This window comes from Butyrivibrio sp. XPD2006 (assembly GCF_000420865.1).
In the GTDB taxonomy this organism is placed as follows: domain Bacteria; phylum Bacillota; class Clostridia; order Lachnospirales; family Lachnospiraceae; genus Butyrivibrio.
The window spans coordinates 1-26,376 of record NZ_ATVT01000012.1; the positions used below are offsets into that span (position 1 = coordinate 1).

General features: G+C 45.0%; 19 protein-coding genes, 1 other RNA gene and 1 pseudogene. 20 read left to right on the plus strand and 1 reads right to left on the minus strand.

Annotated elements, in window-relative coordinates; genetic code table 11:
• Positions 1–202, plus strand: a pseudogene (locus tag G590_RS19550) (transposase); the annotation flags it as partial.
• A gap of 148 nt (positions 203–350) precedes the next feature.
• Here G590_RS19550 and G590_RS0113070 read toward each other — a convergent pair.
• On the minus strand, positions 351–968 hold the full coding sequence (locus G590_RS0113070; protein ID WP_022766115.1) for a S1 family peptidase: 618 nt from the start codon (positions 966–968) through the stop codon (positions 351–353).
• A gap of 183 nt (positions 969–1,151) precedes the next feature.
• Here G590_RS0113070 and G590_RS0113075 point away from each other — a divergent pair, with 183 nt between their 5' ends.
• The 19 genes from G590_RS0113075 to trpA all read left to right on the plus strand — a co-directional run bounded on the left by G590_RS0113075 (position 1,152) and on the right by trpA (position 26,297).
• Positions 1,152–2,870, plus strand: coding sequence for a vWA domain-containing protein (locus tag G590_RS0113075; protein WP_022766116.1), 1,719 nt, complete (start codon positions 1,152–1,154; stop codon positions 2,868–2,870).
• A gap of 47 nt (positions 2,871–2,917) precedes the next feature.
• Positions 2,918–3,439 (plus strand): RNA polymerase sigma factor, encoded by a 522-nt coding sequence (locus G590_RS0113080; protein WP_022766117.1) that lies wholly within the window; start codon positions 2,918–2,920, stop codon positions 3,437–3,439.
• On the plus strand, positions 3,432–4,001 hold the full coding sequence (locus G590_RS0113085) for a hypothetical protein (RefSeq protein ID WP_022766118.1): 570 nt from the start codon (positions 3,432–3,434) through the stop codon (positions 3,999–4,001). Before G590_RS0113080 ends, G590_RS0113085 begins: the two co-directional genes overlap by 8 nt.
• A gap of 17 nt (positions 4,002–4,018) precedes the next feature.
• An RNA gene (rnpB, locus tag G590_RS20815) (RNase P RNA component class A) lies at positions 4,019–4,371 on the plus strand.
• 91 nt (positions 4,372–4,462) lie between these two features.
• The gene (locus G590_RS0113090) at positions 4,463–6,871 is read left to right on the plus strand and encodes a glycoside hydrolase family 3 protein (protein ID WP_022766119.1); all 2,409 of its coding nucleotides are present in this window, start codon (positions 4,463–4,465) and stop codon (positions 6,869–6,871) included.
• 24 nt (positions 6,872–6,895) lie between these two features.
• Positions 6,896–9,613 carry a GH36-type glycosyl hydrolase domain-containing protein gene (locus G590_RS0113095; RefSeq protein WP_022766120.1) on the plus strand — a complete coding sequence of 906 codons (2,718 nt, stop codon included), beginning with the start codon at positions 6,896–6,898 and terminating at the stop codon, positions 9,611–9,613.
• 343 nt (positions 9,614–9,956) lie between these two features.
• Entirely contained in the window at positions 9,957–13,025 is a 3,069-nt protein-coding gene (locus G590_RS21560; RefSeq protein ID WP_022766121.1) for a hypothetical protein, read from the plus strand.
• A 26-nt stretch (positions 13,026–13,051) separates the two neighbouring features.
• Positions 13,052–13,804 (plus strand): tRNA pseudouridine(38-40) synthase TruA, encoded by a 753-nt coding sequence (gene truA, locus G590_RS0113105; RefSeq protein ID WP_022766122.1) that lies wholly within the window; start codon positions 13,052–13,054, stop codon positions 13,802–13,804.
• Positions 13,805–13,875: 71 nt separating this feature from the next.
• Positions 13,876–15,489: a DUF5722 domain-containing protein gene (locus tag G590_RS0113110; protein WP_022766123.1), complete on the plus strand. Its 1,614-nt coding sequence runs from the start codon at positions 13,876–13,878 to the stop codon at positions 15,487–15,489.
• 15 nt (positions 15,490–15,504) lie between these two features.
• Positions 15,505–17,226: an ArnT family glycosyltransferase gene (locus G590_RS0113115; protein ID WP_022766124.1), complete on the plus strand. Its 1,722-nt coding sequence runs from the start codon at positions 15,505–15,507 to the stop codon at positions 17,224–17,226.
• A gap of 135 nt (positions 17,227–17,361) precedes the next feature.
• Positions 17,362–18,045 (plus strand): hypothetical protein, encoded by a 684-nt coding sequence (locus G590_RS0113120; RefSeq protein WP_022766125.1) that lies wholly within the window; start codon positions 17,362–17,364, stop codon positions 18,043–18,045.
• Positions 18,046–18,220: 175 nt separating this feature from the next.
• The gene (locus G590_RS0113125) at positions 18,221–18,526 is read left to right on the plus strand and encodes a hypothetical protein (RefSeq protein ID WP_022766126.1); all 306 of its coding nucleotides are present in this window, start codon (positions 18,221–18,223) and stop codon (positions 18,524–18,526) included.
• A gap of 103 nt (positions 18,527–18,629) precedes the next feature.
• A complete protein-coding gene (locus G590_RS0113130; protein ID WP_022766127.1) occupies positions 18,630–19,478 on the plus strand; it encodes a patatin-like phospholipase family protein in 849 nt (282 codons plus the stop codon).
• A gap of 31 nt (positions 19,479–19,509) precedes the next feature.
• On the plus strand, positions 19,510–21,576 hold the full coding sequence (locus G590_RS0113135; RefSeq protein WP_022766128.1) for an oxidoreductase: 2,067 nt from the start codon (positions 19,510–19,512) through the stop codon (positions 21,574–21,576).
• A gap of 370 nt (positions 21,577–21,946) precedes the next feature.
• Positions 21,947–22,963 (plus strand): anthranilate phosphoribosyltransferase, encoded by a 1,017-nt coding sequence (gene trpD / locus G590_RS0113140; RefSeq protein ID WP_022766129.1) that lies wholly within the window; start codon positions 21,947–21,949, stop codon positions 22,961–22,963.
• Positions 22,960–23,742 (plus strand): indole-3-glycerol phosphate synthase TrpC, encoded by a 783-nt coding sequence (gene trpC, locus G590_RS0113145; RefSeq protein WP_022766130.1) that lies wholly within the window; start codon positions 22,960–22,962, stop codon positions 23,740–23,742. The genes trpD and trpC overlap by 4 nt, the downstream gene beginning before the upstream one ends.
• Positions 23,739–24,347, plus strand: coding sequence for a phosphoribosylanthranilate isomerase (locus G590_RS0113150; protein ID WP_026494145.1), 609 nt, complete (start codon positions 23,739–23,741; stop codon positions 24,345–24,347). Before trpC ends, G590_RS0113150 begins: the two co-directional genes overlap by 4 nt.
• Complete coding sequence (trpB, locus tag G590_RS0113155) at positions 24,344–25,534, plus strand: tryptophan synthase subunit beta (protein ID WP_026494146.1); 1,191 nt, start codon at positions 24,344–24,346, stop codon at positions 25,532–25,534. The genes G590_RS0113150 and trpB overlap by 4 nt, the downstream gene beginning before the upstream one ends.
• A complete protein-coding gene (gene trpA / locus G590_RS0113160; RefSeq protein WP_022766131.1) occupies positions 25,527–26,297 on the plus strand; it encodes a tryptophan synthase subunit alpha in 771 nt (256 codons plus the stop codon). Before trpB ends, trpA begins: the two co-directional genes overlap by 8 nt.
• The last annotated feature ends 79 nt before the right edge of the window (positions 26,298–26,376 follow it).

Below are 26,376 nucleotides of genomic sequence, written 5' to 3' on the forward strand. Positions count from 1 at the left end.
CGATGATATCAGATACACAGAGGGAATGAAAGATCTTTATTCCCATCGCAAAGAAACAATAGAAAGAATTTTTGGGACCGCCAAAGAAAACCACGGATTCAGATATACACAGATGTATGGCAAGGCGCGTATGGAAATGAAGGTCGCGCTTACCTTTGCGTGTATGAATCTGAAAAAGCTTGCAAGGATCAAGCATGAATGGCGGTTAGAGATGGCCTGATATAGGCTGTTTCTGACCTTTGTTCTGAACAAAATCCCCATAACATAAGAAAAATGGTCCAGAGAGCTACGCCCTCAGGACCACTTTGTCTACAGTCTGAAAAGGCTGAATCCGGTAGGGTTCAGCCTTTTTATTGATATGCCTGTCTGACTAAAGACGCAGTCAGACACACAGCCTCTGCTTCATCGGAGCCGCCAAGCAGTATTCCAAGGTAGTTACCGGCTTCATCAAAAAGCCCGGTACCCGACATGCCGGGTGTAACAGCGCAGTAGCAGTAGATCATGTCCATGGCGAAATCTTCGGAATAAACTGAAGGGTTGGCTATGCTTCCGGCATAGATGTCACCTGTATTTGCATCAACCAGGTAGATGGTCTGTCCGGAATACAGTGTGCCGTCAGACTTAGAGGAAACACTTGAACTGGAAGAAATATCTGATACAGAATAGTAATCCGTAGAGATTTCGTTTTTACCAACACCCAGAAAAACGATATCAAGATCTATGTTTTCATTTAATATAGAAGCTTTACCGGATTCATTATTTTCAAACTTAACAATAATATCCTCAGAAGCTCCATCATAGTAGTCTTGAAGTACATGCTTTGCAGTTACTATGGTATAAGAATTCTCATCACTGTCATAAACAGTTCCGCAACCATAGTATTCACCACAGCTTACAGATACACATAACTTTTTGATATCAACGTAAGAATCGGCGACGGGATGATTTTCTTTTTTGTCTTTATTCATTTGCTGAGTCCAAATGCCTGCAAACGCAGTGATAATGAGCAGGAGACTCATAACGATTCCACATGTTTTTTTCATAACAAAATAATTATCAAAAAAAAGTTTTATTTTTGCAACATTTTCTTTTCCCGGTCTGTATACAGGTTAGAAAGGCAAAAAACTTGCCGCAAATCGGAGGGAAAAATTATGAAAAAGCATTACAGATCTTTATCGGTACTATTAACTGCCGGCATGATGGCCGGAGCACTTGCCGGATGCGGACAATCGGCGAGAATGACAGAAACTGCCACATCACCGTCACCGGCTGAGTCAGAGAGCCCGGCTACTTCAAGCAGCCCGGCATATTACAATGACGTTCAAGCTGAAGAGGCTTGCTCAGAGCCTGTTACCGGCTCAAAGGGAAACAGCATTTTAGATATGTTTGGTTCATCTGACAGTAGCAGCAACTCAACCTACACTTATACTCCTGCTGATTATCCTGATGTAACGATTGTACCTGAGTACAACACAGAGTCTTACGACAAACCTGATGAAAACGGATTCTTCCTTTCACAGGGGCAGCCTCTTTCAACTTTTGCAGCGGATGTGGATACAGCATCTTACACTAATATAAGAAGAATGATAGAGTCCGGCTACAGCGCAAGCGATATCAATCCTGAAGCAGTAAGACCTGAGGAGTTCATCAACTATTTCTCCTATGATCTGAACGGCCCTGACAAGGGTGAGAAATTCGGAGTAACCACTGAGGTTGCAGCCTGCCCATGGAATGCTGAGCACCAGCTTATGTTTGTGGGAGTCAAGGCTGAGGATGAACTTGACGGCGAGCTTCCTAAGAGCAACCTTGTATTTCTTATCGATGTTTCAGGATCCATGAACAGCGAGAACAAACTTCCGCTTCTTCAGAAGTCATTTAAGGACCTTGTAGATAATCTTCCGGGTGACGGAACAGTTTCAATTGTTACATATGCCAGCAGAGAAGAAGTTATCCTGGACGGTACGAGCATGTCAGACAAAAAGGCGATCAAGTCTGCAATCAGTAAGCTCAGCGCAGGCGGAAGCACAGCAGGACAGGCCGGAATGGAAATGGCCTATGAGATTGCAAAAGACAACTTCATCGAAGGCGGAAACAACCGTGTCATCATGGCAACAGACGGAGACCTCAACGTAGGTATTTCAGATCCCGATGAACTTGAGAGATTTATTAAGAAGAAAAAGGACGATGGCATTTACCTTTCAGTACTCGGCTTTGGCGAAGGAAACTACAAGGATGACAAACTCCAGGCTCTTGCAGATTATGGCAACGGAAACTATTCATATATAGATTGTGAGTCTGAGGCACACAAGGTTCTTGTCGATGAGATGAGTTCAACACTTGTAACAGTAGCCAAGGATGTTAAGTTCCAGATTGAGTTCAACCCTGCAATTGTAAATGCATACAGACTCATCGGTTATGAAAACAGAGTAATGGATGCTGTAGACTTTAACAACGACAAGAAGGATGGCGGTGAAGTCGGTGCCGGTCATGAAGTTGTAGCTCTTTATGAGATCATTCCGACAGGTGCGAAGTCTTCAATAGATCTTAAGTATCAGCCCGCCAATGAGCAGATTCCCGATACCGGTTCCGATGACTATGCTACCATCAAGATCCGCTACAAGGAGCCCGATGAGGATACATCAAAGCTCGTGTCCTATGTTGTTAACAATGAGAAGTTCACAGACACACCAAGTGATAATCTCGCATTTGCAGGTCTTGTCTCAGAGTTCGCAATGCTCCTTTCAGACAGCGACTATTCAGGAACAATCAGTTACAAAGATATTCTGAAGGCTTATAAAGACATTGAAAACACCGATGATTATAAAGATGAGTTCTACAATCTTGTAAGAATGGTGGAAAAGAGAAGCTGATATGATATACTATCTCCCGGGGGCTAAATGACCCCGGGGAGATATTTATGTTTAGATTCGTTTTCAGATTTTTAAATTTATTTTGCGGAGGGCCACCGCCTGAGAGTGTGGCCGAAGTTATGGAGAGACACGGAAACAGGATTTTGCGTGTTGCTTATTCATACCTTCACAATATGGAAGATGCGGAGGATATTTTGCAGGATACGCTGATCAAATATATACAGAGCAGCCCTGATTTTAACGGCCCGGAGCATGAGAAAGCCTGGCTTATAACTGTGGCATCAAATCTGAGCAAGAATAAGATCAAATACAATAAGGTCAGGGAAACCGATGAACTCGCGGAGGAGCTTGTAGGCAGAGAGGATGAGGATCTTGCCTTTGTATGGGAAGCAGTTAAGCAGCTTCCTGTTAAGTACAGAGAAGTGGTCCATCTCTTTTACCAGGAGGGATATTCAACGGGGGAGATATCGAAAATTCTTGACCGTAAGGAGGCTACAGTCAGATCTGACCTTTTGCGGGCAAGGAAGCAGTTAAAAGAAATACTGAAGGAGGCGTACGATTTTGAGTAAGTATCAAGAAGTAATGAATCATATTGAAGTCGACGACGAGATGAAAAAGCGCATCCTTCAGAATGTACAGAGCAAGCTGGAGGAAGCTCCTGAGGCTGATATTCCTAAGGCTGATATACCCAAGGCCAAGGTCGTTCCGTTTCGAAAATATGCAGCTATAGCTGCTACTTTTGCAGTGCTTCTTTTGGGAAGCTATGCTGTGATGCAGGTCACAGGCGGTATCGGCCATATGTCCGGATCCACTTCTGTCTACGAGGAAGCAGCGTCTTCTTCAGAAGCACCTGCAATGGAGGCGGAAGCTGATTATGCGGCAGAAGCCCCTGCGATGGAGGAGGCTGCGGATGCATCGGCTGTAGAAGAGGCAGCTGAGGCTACAGCTGATAAGGCCGGTCAGAAGCCGGTTATGGAAGCTTCGGCTAAGCCGGTGGTACAGGAGGTTATCAATCATGCGGCACCGCCTCAGGATTCTGATGAACCTGTGTTAATAATAGCGGTATCTGCTGTGGTTGCAGCGCTTGTTCTGGCGGCAATAATAATGTTTGTTATAAAAAAGAAAAGATGATATAATGTGTTTCCTAATGAGCAGGATGGATGATCGCTGCCGCACAGACGAAAGGGTGCGGGAGAGGAAAGTCCGGGCTTCACAGGGCAGGATGCCAGATAACGTCTGGTGGAGGCAACTCCCAGGATAGTGCAACAGAGATATACCGCCGGATGCCATGCATCCGGTAAGGGTGGAAAGGCAGTGTAAGAGACTACCGTGCTGGTGGTAACATCAGTAGCCATGTAAACCCCATCCGAAGCAAGACCGAAAAGAGAGCCATGAGCCGGCCCGGTTCACTCTCAGGTGGGTCGCTTGAGGCTGTTGGTGACAGCAGTCCTAGATAGATGATCATTCACGACATAACCCGGCTTATAGTCCTGCTCATTAATAGAATTTTCACACCTTCATAGAAAAAAAGCTCTTTTCATACCATTTAAACATGGTAAAATGTGGCTATATTCTATGGAGGTGTTTTTTTGATGCAAAAATGGGCAAGACTTAATTATCAGCCTGCACTACCACTTAAGGGAGACAGGAGAATCACAGGCAGCAGTGAGCATATTGCTGTATCCAGAAAGGCAGCGCAGGAGGGAATGGTTCTTTTAAAGAATGACGGAACACTTCCCCTTAGCTCAGACAAGAAACTTGTCCTCATGGGCAAGGCAGCCGTTGATTACGTAAAAGGCGGCGGAGGATCAGGCGATGTCTATTGCGCCTATATCCACTCTTTGTATGACGGCCTGAAAGCCAAGGGCGTCTCAATCTTTGAACCCATGATCAATTTATATAAAGATGAAATGAAGAAGCAGTATGATTCCGGAAGAGTTCCCGGAATGACAGAAGAGGTGGCACTGCCTCCAGATATGCTTAAAGAGGCAGCAGAATTTTCTGATACTGCTATTGTTATGATTAGCAGATTTTCCGGCGAGGGCTGGGATCGCAGCAGCATTGAGTGCAACAATGAATTCAATCCATGGCCTCAGAGCAGGAGTATGCCTTCCTTCTCATCAGAGATATTCCCTGATGGAGATTTCTATCTTTCTGCCAAGGAAAAAGAAATGATAAAGGCTGCCAAGGACAATTTTAAGAATGTCATTGCTGTCCTTAATGTTGGCGGAGTCATCGACTGCAGCTTTATTGCAAAAGACGAGGCTATAAACGCAGCTCTTTACATGAACCAGGGCGGAATGGAAGGCGGAGATGCAGCAGCAGACATACTTCTCGGAGAAGTCAATCCTTCAGGTAAGCTTGCGGATACCTTTGCTGCAAGACTTGAGGACTATCCTTCAACAGAGAATTTCCATGAGTCCTTTGACTATGTGGAGTACACAGAGGACATTTATGTCGGCTACAGATATTTTGAGACCATTCCGGGAGCAGAGGATAAGGTAATCTATCCCTTCGGATTTGGACTTTCATATACAACCTTTGACATCGCGGTTCTCGGGGCAAAAGAGCTTGAGGACGGCTTTAGTTTTGATGTAAAGGTTACAAATACAGGAAAGGTTTCAGGTAAGGAAGTTGTACAGCTCTACTTCAGAGCGCCTCAGGGCAAGCTCGGAAAGCCTGAGAGAGCCCTCGGAGACTTTGTTAAGACAAAAGAGCTCAGCGCCGGCGAGAGTCAGCAGATAACTCTTAAAGTTACCAGGAAGGCTATGGCTTCTTACGATGATCTTGGAAAGGTATCAGAAGCTGCTTACGTACTCGAGAAGGGAAGCTATGAGTTCTTTATCGGAAACAGCGTAAGAGATGCTGCAAAGACAGACTTTACCTGGGAGAATGCTGAGGACATCACCATTGAGAAGCTCAGTCACAAGGCGGCACCTGTATCACTTAAAAAGAGAATGTTATCTGACGGCACCTATGAGGAGCTTCCTCTTGGTACTGCCAGAGACTTAAACGAATGTATATTTGAGAAGATGGAGCCCGGAACTGAAGAGGCACTTACTCCATATGAGAGAAGCAGGCAGATGCACTATCTCACAAGACCTTTCAAGGAAGGTGTTAAGACTTTCTATGATGTGGCAGAGGGCAAAGCTACCCTGGATGAATTCATGGCGCAGCTTTCTGATGAAGACCTGATCCACCTTGTCGGCGGTCAGCCCAATACAGGTGTTGGAAATGTCTTTGGAATGGGCAATCTTCCGGAGTACGGTGTTCCGAATGCTCAGACATCTGACGGACCTGCAGGTGTTCGTATTGCTCCTGAGACAGGAGTTCTTACAACAGCTTTCCCATGCTCTACACTTATAGCATGTACCTGGAACCGTGAGATTGCTGAAGAGATCGGACGTGCAGGCGGTGAGGAGCTCAAGGAGAACAATCTCTGCGTATGGCTTACACCTGCCATCAATATTCACAGAAACCCTATGTGCGGAAGAAACTTTGAGTATTACTCAGAAGATCCTTACCTCACAGGAAGAATGGCAGCAGCCATGGTAAGAGGAATCCAGAGCAATAATGTTGGAGCAAGTGTCAAGCACTTTGCATGCAACAACAAAGAGACAAACAGAAAGCACAGTGATTCAAGAGTTTCTGAGAGAGCTCTCAGAGAGATTTATCTTAAGGCTTTCGAGATCATAGTAGGTGAGGCCGAGCCATATACAATCATGTCTTCCTACAATGCCATCAATGGTCAGAGGGCTTCCGAGAACAGAGATCTTCTCACAGGAATCCTTCGTGAGGAGTGGGGATACAAGGGAATGGTAACCTCCGACTGGTGGACAAGAGGAGAGCACTACAAGGAGATCAAGGCAGGTAATGATCTTAAGATGGCCTGTGGATTCCCTGAAAGAGTTAAGAAAGCAATGGACATGGGAGCTCTGACAAGAGCTGATCTTGAGCCTTGTGCAAGAAATATACTGAATACAATTTTGAAATTTGACTAAGACTACCTCGAAAGGACAATAAACATGAGCGGATACAAGTTTACCGGTAAGGGCGGCGACTTCATAATGGAGGATCCACAGTACAGCAGCGGACTTTATATACCCGTTGCCGGCAATACCGGTCTTAGAAGTGCGGTTTCACCTGATTTTGGCGGAGACAGCAAGCTGGATCAGAACCACTTCCTTATAGCACCAAAGAGCATTTCAAATCTTCACAGCGACAGGGACACAAGGAATTTCTTCTGTGTGTATAAAGACGGCCTTTGGTCTGCCTGCGGAGCATCTGCAGGTCAGGAAGCAGCAAGGTTTACAGATGCTGAGGATAAGGTGGTTCTTGAAGGTGGACGCATGTGGCAGAAGGTCACAAGGACCGACAAAAAAAGATCGGTAACAGCAGAGGTTACCATCTTTTCTCTTCTTGATACTCCTTCTGAGATCATGAATATCAAGATCACAAATGATTCTGATGCTGAAGCGGTCTTTACTCCGGTTGCTGCAATTCCTGTTTACGGAAGAAGTGCGGACAACTTAAGAGATCACAGGCATGTAACATCTCTTTTAAACAGAGCAAAAGTGTGTGCGGATGGCATTGTGGTTAAGCCTACTCTGTCCTTTGATGAGAGAGGACATCAGATCAACGACACAACTTATTTTGTACTCGGAGCAGGAGAAGGCGGCGCTTCTCCTAAAGAGTTCATTGCGGATGCAGATCTTTTCCTGGGAGAGGGCGGAACATTCCTGAGGCCAAGAACTCTTCTGGATATAGATTCCGCTTCATGGAAGAAGGCACCGTTTAATGTGGACGGAAAAGAGATGATCGGTGCCCTTAAGTTTGACGAGGTAACACTTAAGAAAGGTGAGTCATTATCCTTCAGACTTGCAATCGGTGCAACCACAGAGCCTGAAAAAGACATGGCAGATGCCCTTTTGGCTATTAAAAAGAGCGAGGATACAGACAGGATCTTCGAGGAGACAAGAAACTACTGGAATAATCTGACCAACATTCACGTTAAGACCGGGGATGAAGGTTTTGATAACTATATGGAATGGATCACATTCCAGCCACAGCTGCGAAGGATTTACGGCTGCAGCTTCCTTCCTCACCATGATTACGGAAGAGGTGGAAGAGGATGGAGAGATCTCTGGCAGGACTGTCTGGCACTCCTCCTTACAGACCCTGACGGCGTAAGAAAGATGATCATCGACAACTTTAAGGGTGTTAGATTTGATGGCACCAACGCGACCATCATCGGTGATAAGCCCGGTGAGTTCAAGGCAGACAGAAACGGCATTCCGCGTGTATGGATGGATCACGGTTTCTGGCCGTTCCTTACACTTAAGCTTTACATGGATCAGACGGGAGATATCGAGATTCTTGGCGAGAATACAACATACTTCAAGGATGCTCTTGTTTGCAGAGCCGAGAAGAGAGACTCAGAGTACAGCGAAGGCTATGGTGTTGTTCAGAAGGATAAGACAGGTGCGGAGTATCTGGGAACAGTTCTTGAGCACATCCTTATTGAGAATGTATCGGCAATTTACGACGTCGGAGATAACGGCGAGATCAGGCTTCGCGGTGCTGACTGGAACGACGCTCTTGATATGGCAACACACAAGGGTGAGAGCGTTGCCTTCACTTGCGGCTATGCAGGAAATCTTGTAGACATTGCAAAATATATAAGACTTTACGCCGAGAGATCCGGCAAGACTACTGCGCCTGTTGCAGCCGAGCTCAAGGAACTGATCTTTGCAGACGGCTCAGATCTTCTTTCATCACCTGATAAAAAGAGAGAACTCCTTATGAATTACATGGATAAGGTATCTCATGCCGTATCGGGAGAAAAAGAGGAGATTGCCTTAGAAGATATAGCAAAGGCTCTTGAATCAAAGGCTGAGTTTATGATGAACCTGATCAGGGATAAGGAGTGGGTAAAAGACTCCGAAGGAAACGGCTGGTTCAACGGATATTATGACGACAACGGAGAGAGAGTAGAAGGTGAGTTTGATACCCCCGAAGGCAAGAACATCAGAATGATGCTTACCGGACAGGTTTTCTCTGTAATGTCAGGCACAGCCAGGGAAGAAAACGTAAAAGAGATCATTAAGAGTGCCGATAAGTACCTCTACAAAGAGGGCATCGGCGGATATCGCCTTAATACAGATTTTAAGGCCCTCAGAACAGACCTTGGAAGAATGTTTGGCTTCTCCTACGGCGATAAGGAGAACGGCGCTGTCTTTTCACATATGGCAGTTATGTTCGGAAACGCACTGTACAGGAGGGGTTTTGCAAAGGAAGGCTACAAGGCACTTAATTCACTGTACAAGGCTTCCTCAAACTTTGAAGTCAGCAGGATCTATCCGGGTGTTCCGGAGTACTTTAACGCAGAGGGAAGAGGCCTTTACAACTACCTCACTGGCGCTGCGAGCTGGATGATGATGACTGTTGTCACCCAGAGCTTTGGCGTAAGGGGTGAGGCAGGAGACTTATGCATGCAGCCGGCTCTTTTGGCAGAGCAGTTTGACAATAACGGAATAGCTGCAATAACACTTCCGTTCAGAGGAAAAGAGTTCGAGGTAAGATATATAAATTCCGGCAGGAAGGAAGTTGGTGATTATCAGGTGAGCAAGGCTGTTGTCGATGGCAAAGACATGACAGTGAAAGACGGAAAGAGAGCTGTACTTACTGCAGCAGAAATCGACAGCCTTTCTGATGGAAAGCACACAATTGAAGTTTACTTATGAACTACCATCACCGACAACATCGGAAATGGTTTCTACAATACCTTGCGGCATAGTAAGGCACGTTCACAGTGCCGCTACTCCGTCGGGAAAAACCCTTCGGAATACTTGCAAACGTTTTAGATGCGCTTGTGGCGCGTGGGAACTAACACCTTGTATATTTTACGTGCCATAGGTTCTTGGTTAGTTAGATACATGGCACAACCGTATATATACAGTTTTCAAGGTTCCGATTGACTCATTTTACCACGAACAACTGTTCGTGTAAAGGCGATTTATCCCACAACCGACTTCATCGGAAGGGGTTTTCTCGCTGAATTTTATAATATTTATGAGGAGCGTGTTAATGAAAAACATGAATGAAGTTAAGGATGTAATGAAAGGTTATGGCAAGAAGAGTCCCTTCGCCAGCTTTCTTCCGGGAATCGCCGGAATCAAAGGAACACCTATCTGGTGCTACTACGTAAACAGGGGGCAGGCTGTAGTAAGTTTTGGTGTACAGGACAAGGATCACAGCATCATGGAGTTCTACCCTGCGCATACAGCATATCAGAACGTATCAAGAACAGGATTCAGGACCTTCATCAAGACTGGTGGAATGGTCTATGAGCCTTTTGTAAAAAACACAGCAAATGCCGATATGGAAATCCATATGAACACCCTTACCATCGAGGATGACGACAGAGAGCACGGCTTTGATGTGAAGGTTAAGTATGCAACTCTTCCCGGTGAGGAGATTGGCGCTCTCATGAGAATGGTTACCATCACCAACACAGGTGCAGAGAGCCGTGAACTTGAAGCTCTTGACGGAATGCCTGCGCTTATTCCTTACGGATGCATGATGGATGTAATGAAGAACATGGTACAGACCACCAAGGCATATATGCAGGTTGAGGATGCAGACAAAAAGAGACCTTTCTTCAGGGTACGCTTCTCAATGGAGGACTCAGCGGTAGTTAAGAAGGTTCCCGGTGGAAACTTCGGCTTTGCTGTTGATGAAGACGGAAATGACCTTCACACCATCGTTGATCCCGGACTTGTATTTGCTTATGACCTCTCTCTTTCAGAGGCTGTAGGCTTTGCCGGAACAGACTTTGACGAGCTTGTAAATAGCGAGCAGAATACATCAAACGAGTTCCCGACATGCTTCTTTGCCAAGAAGAAAACTCTCGGCAGCGGCGAGAGCATGACTCTTTACGAGCTCATCGGACAAGTGAGAAACAAGGATATCTTTGATGATTTCCTTAAAAGAGATATTGATCCGAAGTATTTTGAAGAGAAGTTTGAAGAGGCAGAAAAGCTCACAGATGAGCTTACAGCTGATGTCGCCACATCAACAGCAAACAAGGCCTTTGATGACTACACAAGATACAACTACATGGATAATGTCCTCAGAGGAGGTAAGCCAATTTCACTCCCGGGCGGACATACTTTCTATGTTTACTCAAGAAAGCACGGCGATCTTGAGAGAGATTACAACTACTTCTCAATGTCACCGGAGTTCTATTCACAGGGCAACGGTAACTTCAGAGATGTAAATCAGAACAGAAGATGTGATACATTCTTCAGTCGCATAGTCGGTGATGAAAATATAAAGAGATTCTACTCACTTATCCAGATGGATGGCTATAACCCGCTTAAGATCGAGCAGCTCAGATTTAATGTAAATCCTAACGCTCTCGGCGAGATCGAGCTTTCACAGCCATTTACACCGGGAGAGCTTGTTTCTGCAATCAAGGACTCCATGAAGGGGATTTCCGACAAGGAGTGCGAAGAGATCTTTTCCAAGGTGATGGAGAAGGCTACAGAGACCATAAACGGTGATTTCGGTGAGGGCTACTGGTCAGACCACTGGACATACAATCTTGATCTTATCGAGGACTTCCTTGAGGTTTATCCTGACAAGGAAAAAGAGCTTTTGGTTGATACAAAGGTTAAAGCCTTTGAGGCAAAGGTAGAGATTCTTCCAAGAAACAAGAAATACGAGGAGACAGAAAACGGCCTTCGTCAGTACTATTATCTTGCAAAAAGAGATAACGCCAAGAAGGAAGGAAGCTTTGAGACCTATGCGGATGGCAGGGATATTGAGATGAGTCTTTTGTCAAAGCTTGTTCTGTTATCTGCCTGCAAGTTTGCAGCCCTTGATCCTGAGGGTATGGGCGTTATGATGGAGGGCGGAAAGCCCGGCTGGTACGATGCTCTTAACGGAATGCCCGGTATGTTCGGTTCATCCATGAACGAGAGCTATGAGCTTCTCAGGATGATCAGATTCACCAAAGACGCTATTGCAAAGTTTGGTGCAGACATAACACTTCCGGCAGATTCTGTTGATTTCATTGAGAATCTCAAGGATATTGAGACACACTTCACAACAGACTTTGAGCTCTGGGACAACAGAAACGCAGCTCTTGAGGGCTATAGAGATGAGGTTTACGGTAAGCTCTTTGAACAGGAGAAGACCATCAGCTATGCAGATGCTTTAGAGATCCTAGGTCTTATGGAAAAGAGACTTGAAAAGGGTGTATCCAAGGCCTTTGACCTCGGCAAGGGAATTGCTCCCGGATACTTCACCTTCGAAGTTCCTGAGTATGACAGGAAGGAAGACGGAATCTATCCTAAGAGCTTTAAGGTTCAGAATGTTCCTTACTTCCTTGAGGGACCTGTAAGATTCTTTAAGCTTGAGAATACTTACGATGAGAAGAAAAAGATCTATGACAGAATAAAAGGCAGTGACCTCTTCGATAAAAAGCTCTCAATGTACAAGGTTAACGCTTCTCTTGAGAACGCAAGCTTTGAGTACGGAAGATGTAAGTCCTTCACACCCGGATGGCTTGAGAATGAGTCAATCTGGCTTCACATGGAATACAAGTATCTGCTTGAACTTATCAGAAGCGGACTTTACAAAGAGTTCTTTGAGGACTTTAAGAATCAGGCTATTCCTTTCCTTGATAAGGAAGTATACGGAAGAAGCACACTTGAGAACTCATCATTTATTGCCAGCAGCATGAACCCCAACAAGGCTATCCATGGAAAGGGCTTTGTTGCAAGACTTTCAGGCTCTACCATTGAGTTCATCAGCATGTGGAAGCTTATGTTCTTTGGCAGGAATATCTTTAAGTGCGAAGATGATAAGCTCGTGTTTGCTCCATCTCCTGCAATCCCTGAGTATCTTATCAAGGATGAGGCAGGTAAGTATACTGTAGAGAGCACTCTTTTGGCAGATACAAGTATCACCTATGAAATAGACGCAAAGAGCGATGTCATCCCGGGTATGTATGAGATCAGTGAGATTACAGTAGAGTATGCAAATGGAGATTCCAAGACTTTCAAGGCAGACACTGTTTCAGGTGATGATGCGCTTGCTATAAGAGATGGCAAGGCTGTCAGCGTTTATGTTAAGATTGAGATCAGATAAATAATCTTAGATTGAGGCTGCGGAATATGAAACGCAATTATAAATTCATCATAAGTTATGACGGGACCAGATTTTTTGGTTGGGAGAGACAACCGGGGAAAGATATGACGATTCAGGGCAAGCTTGAATCCGTCCTTTCCAGGATGACAAATTCTCCCGATGATAATCCTGTTAATGTCATCGGTGCCGGTAGAACCGACGCCGGTGTTCATGCAAGAGCCATGACGGCAAATGCTGTTCTCGACACTGATATGACAGAGCAGGAAATTCAAGAGTACATGAATGAGTATCTGCCTGATGATATCAGTGTTAATGAGGTAAGAGCATGTTCTGAAAGATTTCACGCGAGGTACAATGCTCTTGGCAAGACCTACAGATACACCTGTTGGTACGGAAAGAGCAAGCCTGTATTTGACAGGAAGTATGTGACTGTGCTGGAGAACAAGCCCGATGCAGAAGCCATGAGAAAGGCAGCAGCCGTTCTTGTGGGAACTCATGACTTTAAGAGCTTTTGCGGGAATACCAAGATGAAGAAGTCCACAGTCAGATGTGTGGATACCATCAATATTGAGGAGAGCGGAAACTATATCAGATTCTACTTCCATGGCAACGGGTTTTTGCAGAACATGGTAAGGATCCTCACAGGAACTCTTTTAGAGGTGGGTTACGGAAATATAAAACCCGAGGAAATGGAAGAAATTCTAAATGCCTGTGACCGTCAAAAGGCCGGTCCTACAGCGCCTCCTCAGGGCCTTTGCATGATGAAAGTGGATTATTAATTGCTATTTGCACCGTTTTTCGGTATCATTAGAATACTGGGTAACAAAAAACTTTTTTAATGAGGGGTTATATGAATAAGAGAATCTTTTCATCACTTTCCATGGCAGTTGCTACAGCTGCCCTTGCTTTAAGTGTCTTTTCTTCTGTGCCAATTAAGGCAGAGGCTGCAGGAACAGGCGCAGTTACTATCAATTCTGTTTCAATTTCCGGAGAAAATGTTATTGTAAACGTTTCGGCATCGGATCTTCCGTCAAGTGATGACGGCGCATTTTATCTGTTTGCTGAGAAACCATATCAGGGAGCTCCGCAGGGAGAACCCATTGCGTCACTTCCGATTTCGGGCAGTGCTGTATTTTCTGTGCCGCTTGGCTATCAGACTACAAGCTGCAGACTGTACGATAAGTTCCAGGTCGCTGTTAAACAGGGCGGAGCTTTTGTTGCTGTGGCAGGCGCCAAGTATATCACCAATCCCGAAGCACTGGCAGGCGGAGGCTCCCAGGGCAGAAAGAACAACGGCAAAAAGGGACTTATCCTCGATGGTGCCAAGATAGGTAACGGCAATAATGAGGTTGTTCAGCTCGGTGTACAGCAGGGAGCATACAACATAAATCTTACTGATGTCATCGGTGGAAACGGTGGTATCCAGTATGGTTATAACGGCAAAACTTATTACTTTGACTCGGCATATATGAGCCAGTATGATCACTGCGTAAGAACCAGCACCAATCAGGGAATAGGAATGACCATGGTTCTTCTTAATCCCCATTCCGGTGGCGAGGAGTTCATGATATCACCGACTGCAAGAGGCGGTATCGGCAGGGCGCCATACTATCTTATGAATACCTCGGAGGATAACGGACTTGAGTATCTTGAGGCGGTAGTTTCATTCCTGGCTGCAAGATACAACGGCAAAAACGGCTGTGGACAGGTAGATAACTGGGTAATAGCCAATGAGGTAAATGCCAAGAATGCATGGAATTATTCGGGTGTTACCGATCAGATGACTTACGCGCAGCTCTACGCTGACTCTGTAAGAGTATGTTACAATGCCATTAAGAGCAGAAATGCCAATGCATATGTGTGCATAAGCCTTGATCAGAACTGGACCAGGATCCACAATGGCTCTTATTTTTCAGCGCGTAGTATGCTGGATGCCGTCAATGCATGTATTTCGGCGCAGGGCAATATTGACTGGTGTCTTGCGGAACATCCTTACAATTATCCCATGAACTGGACGAGCTTCTGGACACCCAAGAATCCGGCCATGATCACTCACAGTATTGACACACCCTATATTTCGATGGAAAATATAGAGCAGTTAACGGATTATATGTGCCAGCCGGCCCTTCGGAACAGTAAGGGTGCAGTGAGACCGGTACTCCTTACTGAGGTTGGATATACATCATCTCAGGGAGAAGAAGCTCAGGCAGCAGCCATTGTTTATGCTTATCAGAGATGTATGACCAATCAGTACATCAAGCTGATAACATTTAACAGACAGACCGATTATCCGGTTGAAATGTCGCAGGGGCTTGCTCTCGGTCTTTCAAGGCAGGATGGCTCACATAAGCTTTCCTGGGAGTTCTTCCAGCAAATGAACGGTGCAAATGCAGGAGCCTATATAAACAGGGCTGCATCATACATGGGAATAGCTGACTGGAATGCTGCTATGCACGCCAGATAAAAAGGAAGTATAATAATGCGACTTATCGATTATTACAACTATATAGCTACGGCTGCCTACATCCTTATGGGTGTGGCAGCTGTATTTTTATATTTCAGAGGCAAAAAGAGCGATAAGGAAGGTCTTGGAGATGGGGCTGCCCGAATAATCTTTTTGCTGATCATGGTAGTGGCCGCCGTCATCAGACTCTACAAGCTTGGAGAGATTCCTCTGGGACTTCAGCAGGATGAGGCCTCCATAGGTTATGATGCGTATACACTGGCTACTTATGGAATTGACAGAAACGGCTATCACTGGCCAATTTATCCGATCACCTGGGGATGCGGCGGAGGAAGCCCGCTTCTTATCTATCTGAATGTGATTTCGATTTCACTGTTTGGTCCGTCAATAAGGAATCTGAGGATGATCCCTGCCGTATGCGGGATTTTGACAGTAGCTCTTTTCTATGCGGTTATCAGGATCGTTATGGAGGGCAGGAGATTCAGGAATGAGATGGCACTTCTTGGTGCAGCCTTTCTGGCGGTCTGTCCATGGCACGTCATCTTATCCAGATGGAGTCTTGACTGCAACATCATGCCTTTTAATCTGATGCTGGCATTCTGGCTGTTCATGCTCGGAGTCAGGAAAAACAGCACTTTGTTTTACTGTCTCAGTTCAGCTGCTTTTGCGCTGTGTATGTACAGCTACGGGGCAGCAACCATTGTAATTCCGATACTGCTTCTTTTGATGTGTGTCTACGGATTAAAGATAAAAGCACTGACCTGGAAAAAAGTGATATCAGCAGCCGTGACATTTATTGTTGTATTCCTTCCGCTGCTCGTATTCTATGCGATCAATTACCTCGGACTTCCGGAAATCGTTACAGAGCACTTTTGCTTTAACAAGTTTACCGCAGCCAGAACGGGAGAGGCGTTTATTGCGCTTGACGGTTCATTTTTCGCAACCATGCTTGGCAACTTAAAGTCAATGCTGCTTGCTGTTACTGTGGGAGATTCAGGCCATACACTTGCACATTTTTATCCTGGATATGCCTCACTGTTTGAATTTACATTTCCGGTTACTTTCCTGGGCCTTATTATCTGTATTAAGCATGCTGTTACAGGAAAAAGAGGAACTGAGCAGCTCAGTCTGCAGTACAGGATGGGACTTATGCTCTTTATTTCAGCAGTAATAGGTACTGCAGTGCTTGATATCGTGATACTTCCAGATATCAACAGACTTGTTATGCTGTTTATTCCGTTTATCTTTTTCTTTGTCCTGGGAGCAGGATTTATCCTCGAGCAGGCAAGGGTCATGTTTGTGGCTGTTGCCTCTATTCTGCTTATAGGAGCCTTGTCTTTTTCAAAGGATTACTTTACTGATTACAGCACCTATGCCCTTAGCATTTATATGCCGGGATATGGTGATGCTATTGCGAAAGCCTATGAGATTGCAGGAGACGACAGGCAGATCAGGTCGACCTATGAAGGTCTTTCATCGCCGTTCATGCTTGCTCTTTATTACACGAATTATGATCCGTACAAGTTCTATCAGACAGTAGAGTACAAAGACCCTTATGCGGAGTTCAGGATTGCCAAGTCGTTCGGCAACTTCATATTTGAGCTTCCTGATGATGTGACAGATGAAAAATATGCTTCGGATGTCTTTGTCGTAGCAAGCAGTGAACTTGAGCTTTTCGGGGATTTGAGCGGCTATAATGCAGATGATTACGGCGGGTACTTTGTGGTATACAGATAGTTTCTAAAGAGAATCAGACCTTTCTAAAATTAGAATTAAATAACACTTGTGGTTGTGGCGAAAGCACCTTTTTTTCGCGATAATACTATTACACAAATTCTTTGTGAATAATATTCTGTTTTGGAGGAAAAGGCTATGATAAAAAGGATTTTCGCTTGTGCTGTAACATTAGGGATGATGATAATTCTTATATCAGGCCGATCTTCTTCTTTTATTCCCGCAGAAACCGTATATGCTGCTGAAGAAACTCAGGGCGAAGTCACAATTGATAGTGAATATCTGATTCCTGACAGTATCGGATGGTGTACATACTATGTGGTTGTTGCAACAAACAACACCGGATCCGATATTTCCATCAGTGCAGATTTTGTTGCAAAGGATGGCTCCGGGAATGTTCTCAGAAAAGTGAATGATTATGCAGATGCAGTTAAAAAGGATCAGCAGTTTATCCTCTACGGACAGTTTGTAAATGCTGAGATAGGAAATGCCAAAAACTATGAGTATGCATATACGATAAATCCCACTGACAGATGCGCATACACTTCTGTTGCGATAGATACCAGAGACATCGGTGACTGTGTCGAGGTAAGTGCAACCAACTACTCCGAGTATGATATTCAGAGTGTCGGAGTCAGAAGCGTGTTCATGAAGAACGGAAAACCGGTTGCTTTCGATACTGTGAATATTGCTGATGCCGGAATTACTTTCCACGGCGGAAGTACCAACTCTCAGGTTATCGGAACACGAGCAGGGGACTACGATGATATGATTCTTACCTATACATCGGTTAGTAACCATGCGATTTCAGAAGACCTTTGATATCTGAAAATCAGAATATGTCTTTAAAGCCGAGGCTTAAAATAGCCCCGGCTTTTTTATGGTCGGAATTATGTTTCAATATCATGTATTATTTTTTGTTTTTGAGTGTTTTATTCACAAAATATTCACAAAAATATATGATAATATTCCTCGTGATTATGAGGAGGAAATTTACATGCTTACAACAGGTTTATTCAGACTACAAGCCAACCACCCCAGAACATTTGCTGTAATGATGAACAAGAGACAGCGCAGCAAGCTGGTCAAATATCTAAACGATTTGGAATCCAGCGGAATCAGCAGAACAGATGACAAGAAGGTCAACAAGCTCATATATAAGCTCGAAAACGGGCATATGTCCTATGATAACAATGAGCTTAATATAATGAGAGCTGCAATTATTCTCAACAGATTTGTAGAACCCATATCTTTTATCTGCAAGAGATATATTGCACGCGCAATATCACGCAGTGCTGCATGACCTTATCAGACAGGCAGTATTTCGGCGAGTCCACAATGACTCGCTTTTTTGTTGCATTTTGTAATATAATTATATGTAACGCTTTGAGAGGAAACAGGAGAGGATGAGAAAGGGTCTTGTTATGGAGGGCGGCGCTATGCGCGGGATGTTTACCTGCGGAGTGATCGACGTCCTTATGGAGAACGGAATTGATTTTGATGGAGCTGTGGGCGTTTCTGCCGGAGCTACCTTTGGAATAAACTATAAGTCCAAACAGATTGGCAGAGCAGTAAGATACAACAAGAAATACTGTACTGACAAGAGATATCACAGTATAAGGTCGCTTCTGCTTACAGGGGATATCTACAATGTTCCCTTTTGCTACGACGAGCTTCCGTACAAGCTTGATAAATGGGATATTAAGACATTTAAAGAAAACCCGATGGAATTCTATTGCGTGGCAACTGACATAAACACAGGTAAACCTGCATATCACAAGTGCACAGACGGAGAAAAAGAAGACCTTACATGGATACAGGCTTCTGCATCAATGCCGCTTGTATCAAGGCCTGTGCATATAGACGGTGGAGTATATCTCGACGGAGGACCATCGGACTCCATTCCTTTGAAATTCATGGAGGATAAGGGGTATGAGAGGATACTTGTCATAGAGACTCAGCCCGGAGACTATGTAAAGGGACATCAGAAATTTATGCCTCTTGTCAAAGTCATGCTACGCAGATATCCGAATATGATAGAGTGCATGGAAAAGCGTCACCTCATGTACAATGAAGAAAAGAGATACATACGAGAAAAAGAGAAATCGGGAGAGGTGCTGGTAATAAGACCGGATGAGCCTCTTAATATAAGCCCTGTTGAGAAAGATCCGGCGGAGCTCGAGAGAGTATATCAGCTTGGAAGAGCTGCCGGGCAAAAGAAGCTTGAAGCTATAAAAGAGTATTTTAGAGCATAATAATATTTCTTATATACTGGGGGAAAATACAATGGACGAAAGATTACAACCTCTGTTTACACCTTGGAAAATCGGAAACTGTGAAATCAAGAACAGAATCGTACTGACATCTATGGGAGGAACAGATCTTTTCGGATGGATGGAAAAGAACCACTTTGACAAAGAAGGTGCGAATTTCATCCTGAATGTTGCCAAAAACAATGCGGGACTTGTGCTTCCGGGGTGTCAGCCTGTGTACAATCCGATGTTCGGACAGTGGCTTTACACCAATAAACAGATGTACCGGGATCTTGCTGCCTGGATGCCTGAATTTCACAAGACCGGAGCCAAGCTCTTTGTACAGCTTACAGCCGGATTTGGCAGGTCTTTTACCGTCAGCAGCATGATGGAGAAGCTCTACAATAACCCGGCTCTAAGGGTATTATCCAAGCCCTTTATGGACCTTGATAAGATTACCGCTTCGGCAAGCCCTTCGCCCAACAGATGGTCTGACAAGCTTCCTTCAAGGCAGCTGACCAAAGAGGAGATCAGGGAATATGTTGAGGCTTTTGGAAAGAGTGCGAGACTCCTTAAGGACGCTGGTGTTGACGGTGTAGAAGTGCATGCTGTTCACGAGGGATATCTTCTTGATCAGTTCACTCTTCCCTATGTAAATAAGAGGACAGATGAGTATGGCGGATCTTTTGAGAACAGGTACCGTTTTGCTGTGGAGATAGTTCAGGAGATCAAGAAGCAGTGCGGAAGTGATTTTCCGGTATCTCTCAGATACAGTGTGATATCCAAAACCAAGGGAATGCGACAGGGAGCCCTTCCGGGTGAGGAATACACTGAGGTCGGAAGAGATTTCGAAGAATCCAAAAAGGCTGCAAAATATCTCCAGGATGCAGGATATGACATGCTCAACTGTGACAACGGAACCTATGATGCATGGTACTGGGCTCATCCTCCTATCTATATGCCTGAGAACTGCAATCTGGAGGATGTCGTTAACCTCCGCAAATATATTGATATACCTGTGGTGTGCGCAGGAAGGCTTGACCCGAGAGTGGCTGCCGATTATATAGCCGGCGGAGAGCTTGACGGAGCTGGATTTGCAAGACCGTTCCTCGCTGATACAGAATGGGTTACCAAGCTCATGAATGACAGGGAGGACGACATAAGGCCATGTATTCTGTGTCACAACGGTTGCTTTAACATGTGCCATTACAAGGGCGTTCCAAACGATCAGGATCTCTCGGATTCGCTTCACCTGGCAAGGTGTGCTGTCAATGCGGAGACAATGCAGACCGACAAGCATTTTATCCAAAAAGCCAAGCATCCGAAGACCGTACATATTGTCGGTGGCGGAATAGGTGGAATGGAGGCTGCAAGAGTTCTTAAGCTCAGAGGCCATAATCCTGTCATATATGAAAAGAGTGGCGTACTGGGCGGTACTTTTATCGCTGCAAGTTCAGAGTCCTACAAGGGTAAGCTAAGGGATCTCCTCAGATGGTACAGAAGACAGATGGATGTTTTGGGCATCGAAGTGCACCTGAATACAGAGATTGATGACCCGAGGAGATTCGGAAGAAAGAGCGATATCATTATTGCAACGGGCTCAAGACCCAGGATTCTTAAGAATGTTCCGGGGCACGAGAAGATGATTGAAGCCTGTGATTTCCTTCTTGGCAAGGAAGTTGGAGAGACTGTGGCCGTTATCGGCGGAGGACTTACAGGAAGTGAGATTGCGTATGAACTGGCTCTTTGGGGCAAGCATCCGATCATAGTTGAGATGAAGGATGATCTTGTATCACAGAAGGGCGTTTGCCTTGCCAACAGTTCATATTTAAGAGAGTGGTTTGCACTTCATGAGATTCCTGTTTATCTTGAGACTAAGCTCAAGGAAGTGCAGGATAACGCCATTATCTGTACAGACAAAGATGGAAAAGAGATCCGTATAGAGTGCGATTCTGTCATCAGCTCCGCGGGATATATTCCTGATCCTGTGATAAGTGATAATGACAGAACCAGCAACATGGATTTCGTCGGAGACTGCAAACAGATTGGCAATCTCAGGTCTGTAATCTGGCGAGCCTATGAAGTTGCGATGAGGATGTAAAAAGTAATTGACATCTCCTATGCGTGATGTTATTATTTCAATAATTTAATACTTCAAACCGATGAAGTGGAGATAAAGGTAATGATGACCTCACAGAGAGCCCGAGGAGCTGAGAACGGGTAGGAAACAAGTTATCAAATGGACCACAGAGGGCGCAGTGAACAGTGTTTAAGGCTTAGTATTCTGCGACGTGAAGACATACGTCAGTTGTCGGGGATATGTTAGTATCTCTTAAGGGTGCGACAATAGTCGCAAATTCAAGGTGGCACCGCGGATTAAGTATATTCGTCCTTGACAGAACAGAAATTCTGTCAAGGACTTTTCTTTTGCACAAAGGTCTTTGGCAGGCCCAAAAAAGGAGGATGACGAAATGATCAAAGAAGCAATCGTAAAAATCGTAAACAAGGAAGATCTCACCTATGATGAAGCCTATCAGGTGATGAATGAGATCATGAGTGGAGAGACCAGCCAGACTCAGAACGCTGCATTTCTGGCAGCTCTTTCCACAAAGAGCGCAAGAGCGGAGACAACAGACGAGATCGCCGGCTGTGCAGCAGCCATGAGGGATCATGCCACCAAGGTTGATACCGGTATGGATATATTTGAGATAGTAGGAACCGGTGGAGACAACGCTCACAGCTTTAACATTTCAACAACATCTGCTATTGTTGCTGCTGCAGGCGGAGTGAAGGTTGCCAAGCATGGAAACAGGGCAGCATCAAGTAAATGCGGAACAGCTGACTGCCTGGAGGCTCTTGGAGTCAATATCCAGCAGGATCCGGATAAGTGCACTGAACTTTTAAATGAGGCCGGAATGTGTTTCTTCTTTGCACAGAAGTACCACACATCCATGAAGTACGTAGGAGCTATCAGAAAGGAACTTGGATTCAGAACCGTGTTCAATATCCTTGGACCTCTTACAAACCCGGGTTCACCCAAGATGCAGCTTCTTGGTGTTTATGATGAGTATCTGGTAGAGCCTTTGGCACAGGTTCTGGTAAACCTCGGAGTAAAGAGAGGAATGGTTGTCTACGGAATGGACAAGCTTGATGAGATCTCAATGAGCTGCGAGACCAAGGTTTGTGAGATCAATGACGGATGGTACAAAACATATATCATAAAGCCCGAAGATTTCGGCTTTGAGCGTTGCTCAAAGGAGGAACTTGTGGGCGGAACACCTGAAGAAAACGCAAAAATAACAAGGGATATCCTTGCAGGAGCCAAGGGACCTAAGACAAATGCAGTTCTCTTAAATGCAGGTGCATCTCTTTACATAGCAGGAAAGGCTGAGTCCTTTAAGGACGGAGTTAAGCTTGCAGAGGAACTGATCAGTTCAGGAAAGGCAACAGAAACACTTGAGAAGATAATCGAGGTTAGTAACAGATGACAATTTTAGATGAAATTGCCGATTACGCAAGATTAAGAGTTGAAAAACAAAAAGAAATAAAGAGCATCGAAGCTATCAGATTTGAAGCTGCAATGTTTCCTAAAAAGGATTTTGCATTTGAAGAGGCTTTAAGGAAGGACGAGCTGTCATTCATCTGTGAATGCAAAAAGGCTTCTCCGTCAAAAGGTATAATAGCTGAGCAGTTTCCTTATCTTGATATTGCCACGGATTATGAGAAGGCGGGAGCAGATGCCATATCGGTGCTTACAGAGCCGAAGTGGTTTCTGGGAAGAGATGAGTACCTCTCAGAAATAAGCTCTGCTGTGAATATTCCCTGCCTTAGAAAAGACTTTGTTGTAGACGAGTATATGATCCATGAGGCTGCTGTTTTAGGCGCATCGGCGGTTCTTCTCATATGTGCGATACTCTCTGAAGAGGAGATAAAGAGATATATAAATATCTGTGACGGGCTTGGGCTGTCGGCTCTTGTTGAAGCACATGATGAAGAAGAGGTCAAAAAGGCAATAAATTCAGGTGCCCGGATCATCGGTGTAAACAACAGAAACCTCAAGGACTTCTCGGTGGATACGGAGAACAGCAAGAGGCTGCGGGCACTAATACCGAATGATATTTTATTTGTGTCAGAGTCGGGAGTTAAGGAGCCTGAGGATGTCAAAGCAATAAAGGACATGGGAGCCGATGCGGTTCTTGTGGGAGAAACACTCATGAGAGCAGCGGACAAGAGCATAAAATTAAAGGAGCTTAAGAGTCTTTTGTGAAAAAAGCCAAGGTTAAGTTTTGTGGACTAAAAAGAATAGATGATATCCGGGCAGCCAATGAGCTTAGGCCTGATTATGCAGGGTTTGTGTTTTGGGAAAAGAGCTCTCGAAACGTATCCAGGGATGAAGCGATAAATCTTGGAAAAGCTCTTTTGCCGGATATAAAGAAGGTTGGAGTTTTTGTCGACGAAGTCCCGGACAGGGTTGCAGCTCTTTTAACAGATGGCGTTATTGATATTGCGCAGCTTCACGGACATGAGGATGAGGAGTATATCTCAAGATTAAGATCTCTGGCGGATGGAGCATGTGTTATCAAAGCGTTTGTTATCAAAAGCAAAGAGGATCTGGAAAAAGCAAAACAGAGCAGCGCAGATTATCTGCTGCTGGATTCGGGGAAGGGTACAGGACAGACCTTTAACTGGGAACTGATTGCCGAAGCCGGGTTTGACAAGCCGTACTTTCTGGCAGGAGGTCTTGGACCTGAAAACGTGGCGGATGCGGTTAAAAAGCTAAAGCCTTATGCAGTGGATGTCAGTTCGGGAATTGAGACTGATGGTCTTAAGGACCCTGAGAAAATGAGTAAGTTTATGGGAGAATTATTATGAGTAATCAGAACGGAAGATTTGGAATCCATGGTGGTCAGTATATACCGGAAACACTTATGAATGCGGTCATAGAGCTGGAAGAGGCTTACAACCACTACAAGGACGATCCTGAGTTTAATAAAGAGCTTCAGACTCTTTTTAATGACTACGCCGGAAGGCCTTCAAGGCTGTACTATGCTGAGAAGATGACTAAAGACCTGGGCGGAGCCAAGATATATCTGAAGAGAGAAGATCTTAACCACACAGGAGCTCACAAGATAAACAATGTACTTGGTCAGGCGCTTCTTGCCAAGAAGATGGGTAAGACAAGGCTTATCGCAGAGACAGGTGCAGGACAGCACGGAGTTGCAACAGCTACGGCTGCTGCTCTGATGGGCATGGAGTGCGTTGTTTTCATGGGAGAAGAGGACACCAAAAGACAGGCGCTCAATGTTTATAAGATGAAGCTTTTAGGGGCAGAAGTAGTACCGGTCACAACAGGAACAGCAACTTTAAAAGATGCAGTATCGGAGGCAATGAGAGAATGGACATCAAGGATAAGCGATACACACTACTGCCTGGGAAGTGTCATGGGACCACATCCGTTCCCGACCATCGTAAGGGACTTTCAGGCTGTTATCTCCAAAGAGATCAAGCAGCAGATAATGGAGAAGGAAGGACGACTTCCGGACGTTGTAATGGCATGTGTAGGAGGCGGCTCAAACGCAATAGGTACCTTCTATAATTTCATTGAGGATGAAGGCGTTCAGCTGATTGGCTGTGAAGCTGCCGGAAGAGGCGTTGATACCTTTGAAACAGCAGCTACCATTGCAACAGGTAAGCTTGGAATCTTCCACGGAATGAAGTCATATTTCTGCCAGGATGAATACGGACAGATAGCACCTGTTTATTCAATTTCCGCAGGACTTGATTATCCCGGAATAGGACCGGAGCACGCTTATCTTCACGACATAGGAAGAGCGCAGTACGTACCTGTAACTGATGACGAGGCAGTTAATGCCTTTGAGTATCTTTCAAGAACAGAGGGTATCATACCGGCCATAGAGTCATCCCATGCGCTGGCACATGCCATGAAAATAGCACCTGCTATGGATAAAGACAAGATCATAGTAATAACTGTTTCGGGCAGAGGCGACAAGGATTGCGCAGCCATTGCAAGGTACAGAGGGGAGAATATCAATGAGTAATATAAGAAAAGCATTTGAAAACGGTAAGGCATTTATTGCATTCATAACCTGTGGTGATCCGGACCTTGAGACTACGATAAGAGTAGTAAAAGAAGCTGCTGAAAATGGAGCAGATCTTATAGAGCTTGGAATACCTTTCTCGGATCCTACAGCTGAAGGACCTACAATTCAGGGGGCTAATCTCCGCGCCCTGACAGGAGGTGTTACCACAGACAAAATATTCGATATGGTAAAAGAGCTGAGGAAAGATGTAACGATACCGATGGTATTCATGACTTACGCCAACGTGGTTTTCTCCTACGGAGCAGAGAGATTCATCAAAACCTGCAGCGAGATCGGAATCGACGGGCTTATCCTTCCGGATCTTCCCTATGAGGAAAAGGAAGAGTTCCATCCGGTATGTGCTAAATACGGAGTTGATCTGATTTCCCTGATCGCGCCTACCTCCGAGAACAGGATCTCACAGATTGCAAAAGACGCTGAGGGCTTCATATACGTCGTTTCCAGCCTCGGAGTAACAGGAACCAGAAGTGAGATCAAAACGGATCTGGAAAGCATCGTAAAGGCCATCAGAACAAGTTCTGAAGTGCCTTGCGCCATCGGTTTTGGAATATCCAAACCCGAGCAGGCCAAAAAGATGGCCGACATTTCCGACGGTGCCATCGTCGGCAGCGCCATAATCAAGATAATAGAGAAGTACGGAAAAGATTCTCCCAGGTATGTCGGGGAATATGTAAAGAGTATGAAAGACGCCATAGCGTAAAGCAAAGGTGTGACATATGCTTTGTCAATGACAAAGTGTACGTCACACCTTTTTTGTGCATAAGTGTTGGTAAAATATT

Excerpts from the sequence above, each read along its gene's own strand:
- G590_RS0113070 (WP_022766115.1), bottom strand. The coding sequence starts at position 968 with ATGAATAAAGACAAAAAAGAAAATCATCCCGTCGCCGATTCTTACGTT.
- G590_RS0113075 (WP_022766116.1), top strand. The coding sequence starts at position 1,152 with ATGAAAAAGCATTACAGATCTTTATCGGTACTATTAACTGCCGGCATG.
- G590_RS0113080 (WP_022766117.1), top strand. The coding sequence starts at position 2,918 with ATGTTTAGATTCGTTTTCAGATTTTTAAATTTATTTTGCGGAGGGCCA.
- G590_RS0113090 (WP_022766119.1), top strand. The coding sequence starts at position 4,463 with ATGCAAAAATGGGCAAGACTTAATTATCAGCCTGCACTACCACTTAAG.
- G590_RS0113095 (WP_022766120.1), top strand. The coding sequence starts at position 6,896 with ATGAGCGGATACAAGTTTACCGGTAAGGGCGGCGACTTCATAATGGAG.
- G590_RS21560 (WP_022766121.1), top strand. The coding sequence starts at position 9,957 with ATGAAAAACATGAATGAAGTTAAGGATGTAATGAAAGGTTATGGCAAG.
- truA (WP_022766122.1), top strand. The coding sequence starts at position 13,052 with ATGAAACGCAATTATAAATTCATCATAAGTTATGACGGGACCAGATTT.
- G590_RS0113110 (WP_022766123.1), top strand. The coding sequence starts at position 13,876 with ATGAATAAGAGAATCTTTTCATCACTTTCCATGGCAGTTGCTACAGCT.
- G590_RS0113115 (WP_022766124.1), top strand. The coding sequence starts at position 15,505 with ATGCGACTTATCGATTATTACAACTATATAGCTACGGCTGCCTACATC.
- G590_RS0113120 (WP_022766125.1), top strand. The coding sequence starts at position 17,362 with ATGATAAAAAGGATTTTCGCTTGTGCTGTAACATTAGGGATGATGATA.
- G590_RS0113125 (WP_022766126.1), top strand. The coding sequence starts at position 18,221 with ATGCTTACAACAGGTTTATTCAGACTACAAGCCAACCACCCCAGAACA.
- G590_RS0113130 (WP_022766127.1), top strand. The coding sequence starts at position 18,630 with ATGAGAAAGGGTCTTGTTATGGAGGGCGGCGCTATGCGCGGGATGTTT.
- G590_RS0113135 (WP_022766128.1), top strand. The coding sequence starts at position 19,510 with ATGGACGAAAGATTACAACCTCTGTTTACACCTTGGAAAATCGGAAAC.
- trpD (WP_022766129.1), top strand. The coding sequence starts at position 21,947 with ATGATCAAAGAAGCAATCGTAAAAATCGTAAACAAGGAAGATCTCACC.
- trpC (WP_022766130.1), top strand. The coding sequence starts at position 22,960 with ATGACAATTTTAGATGAAATTGCCGATTACGCAAGATTAAGAGTTGAA.
- trpB (WP_026494146.1), top strand. The coding sequence starts at position 24,344 with ATGAGTAATCAGAACGGAAGATTTGGAATCCATGGTGGTCAGTATATA.
- trpA (WP_022766131.1), top strand. The coding sequence starts at position 25,527 with ATGAGTAATATAAGAAAAGCATTTGAAAACGGTAAGGCATTTATTGCA.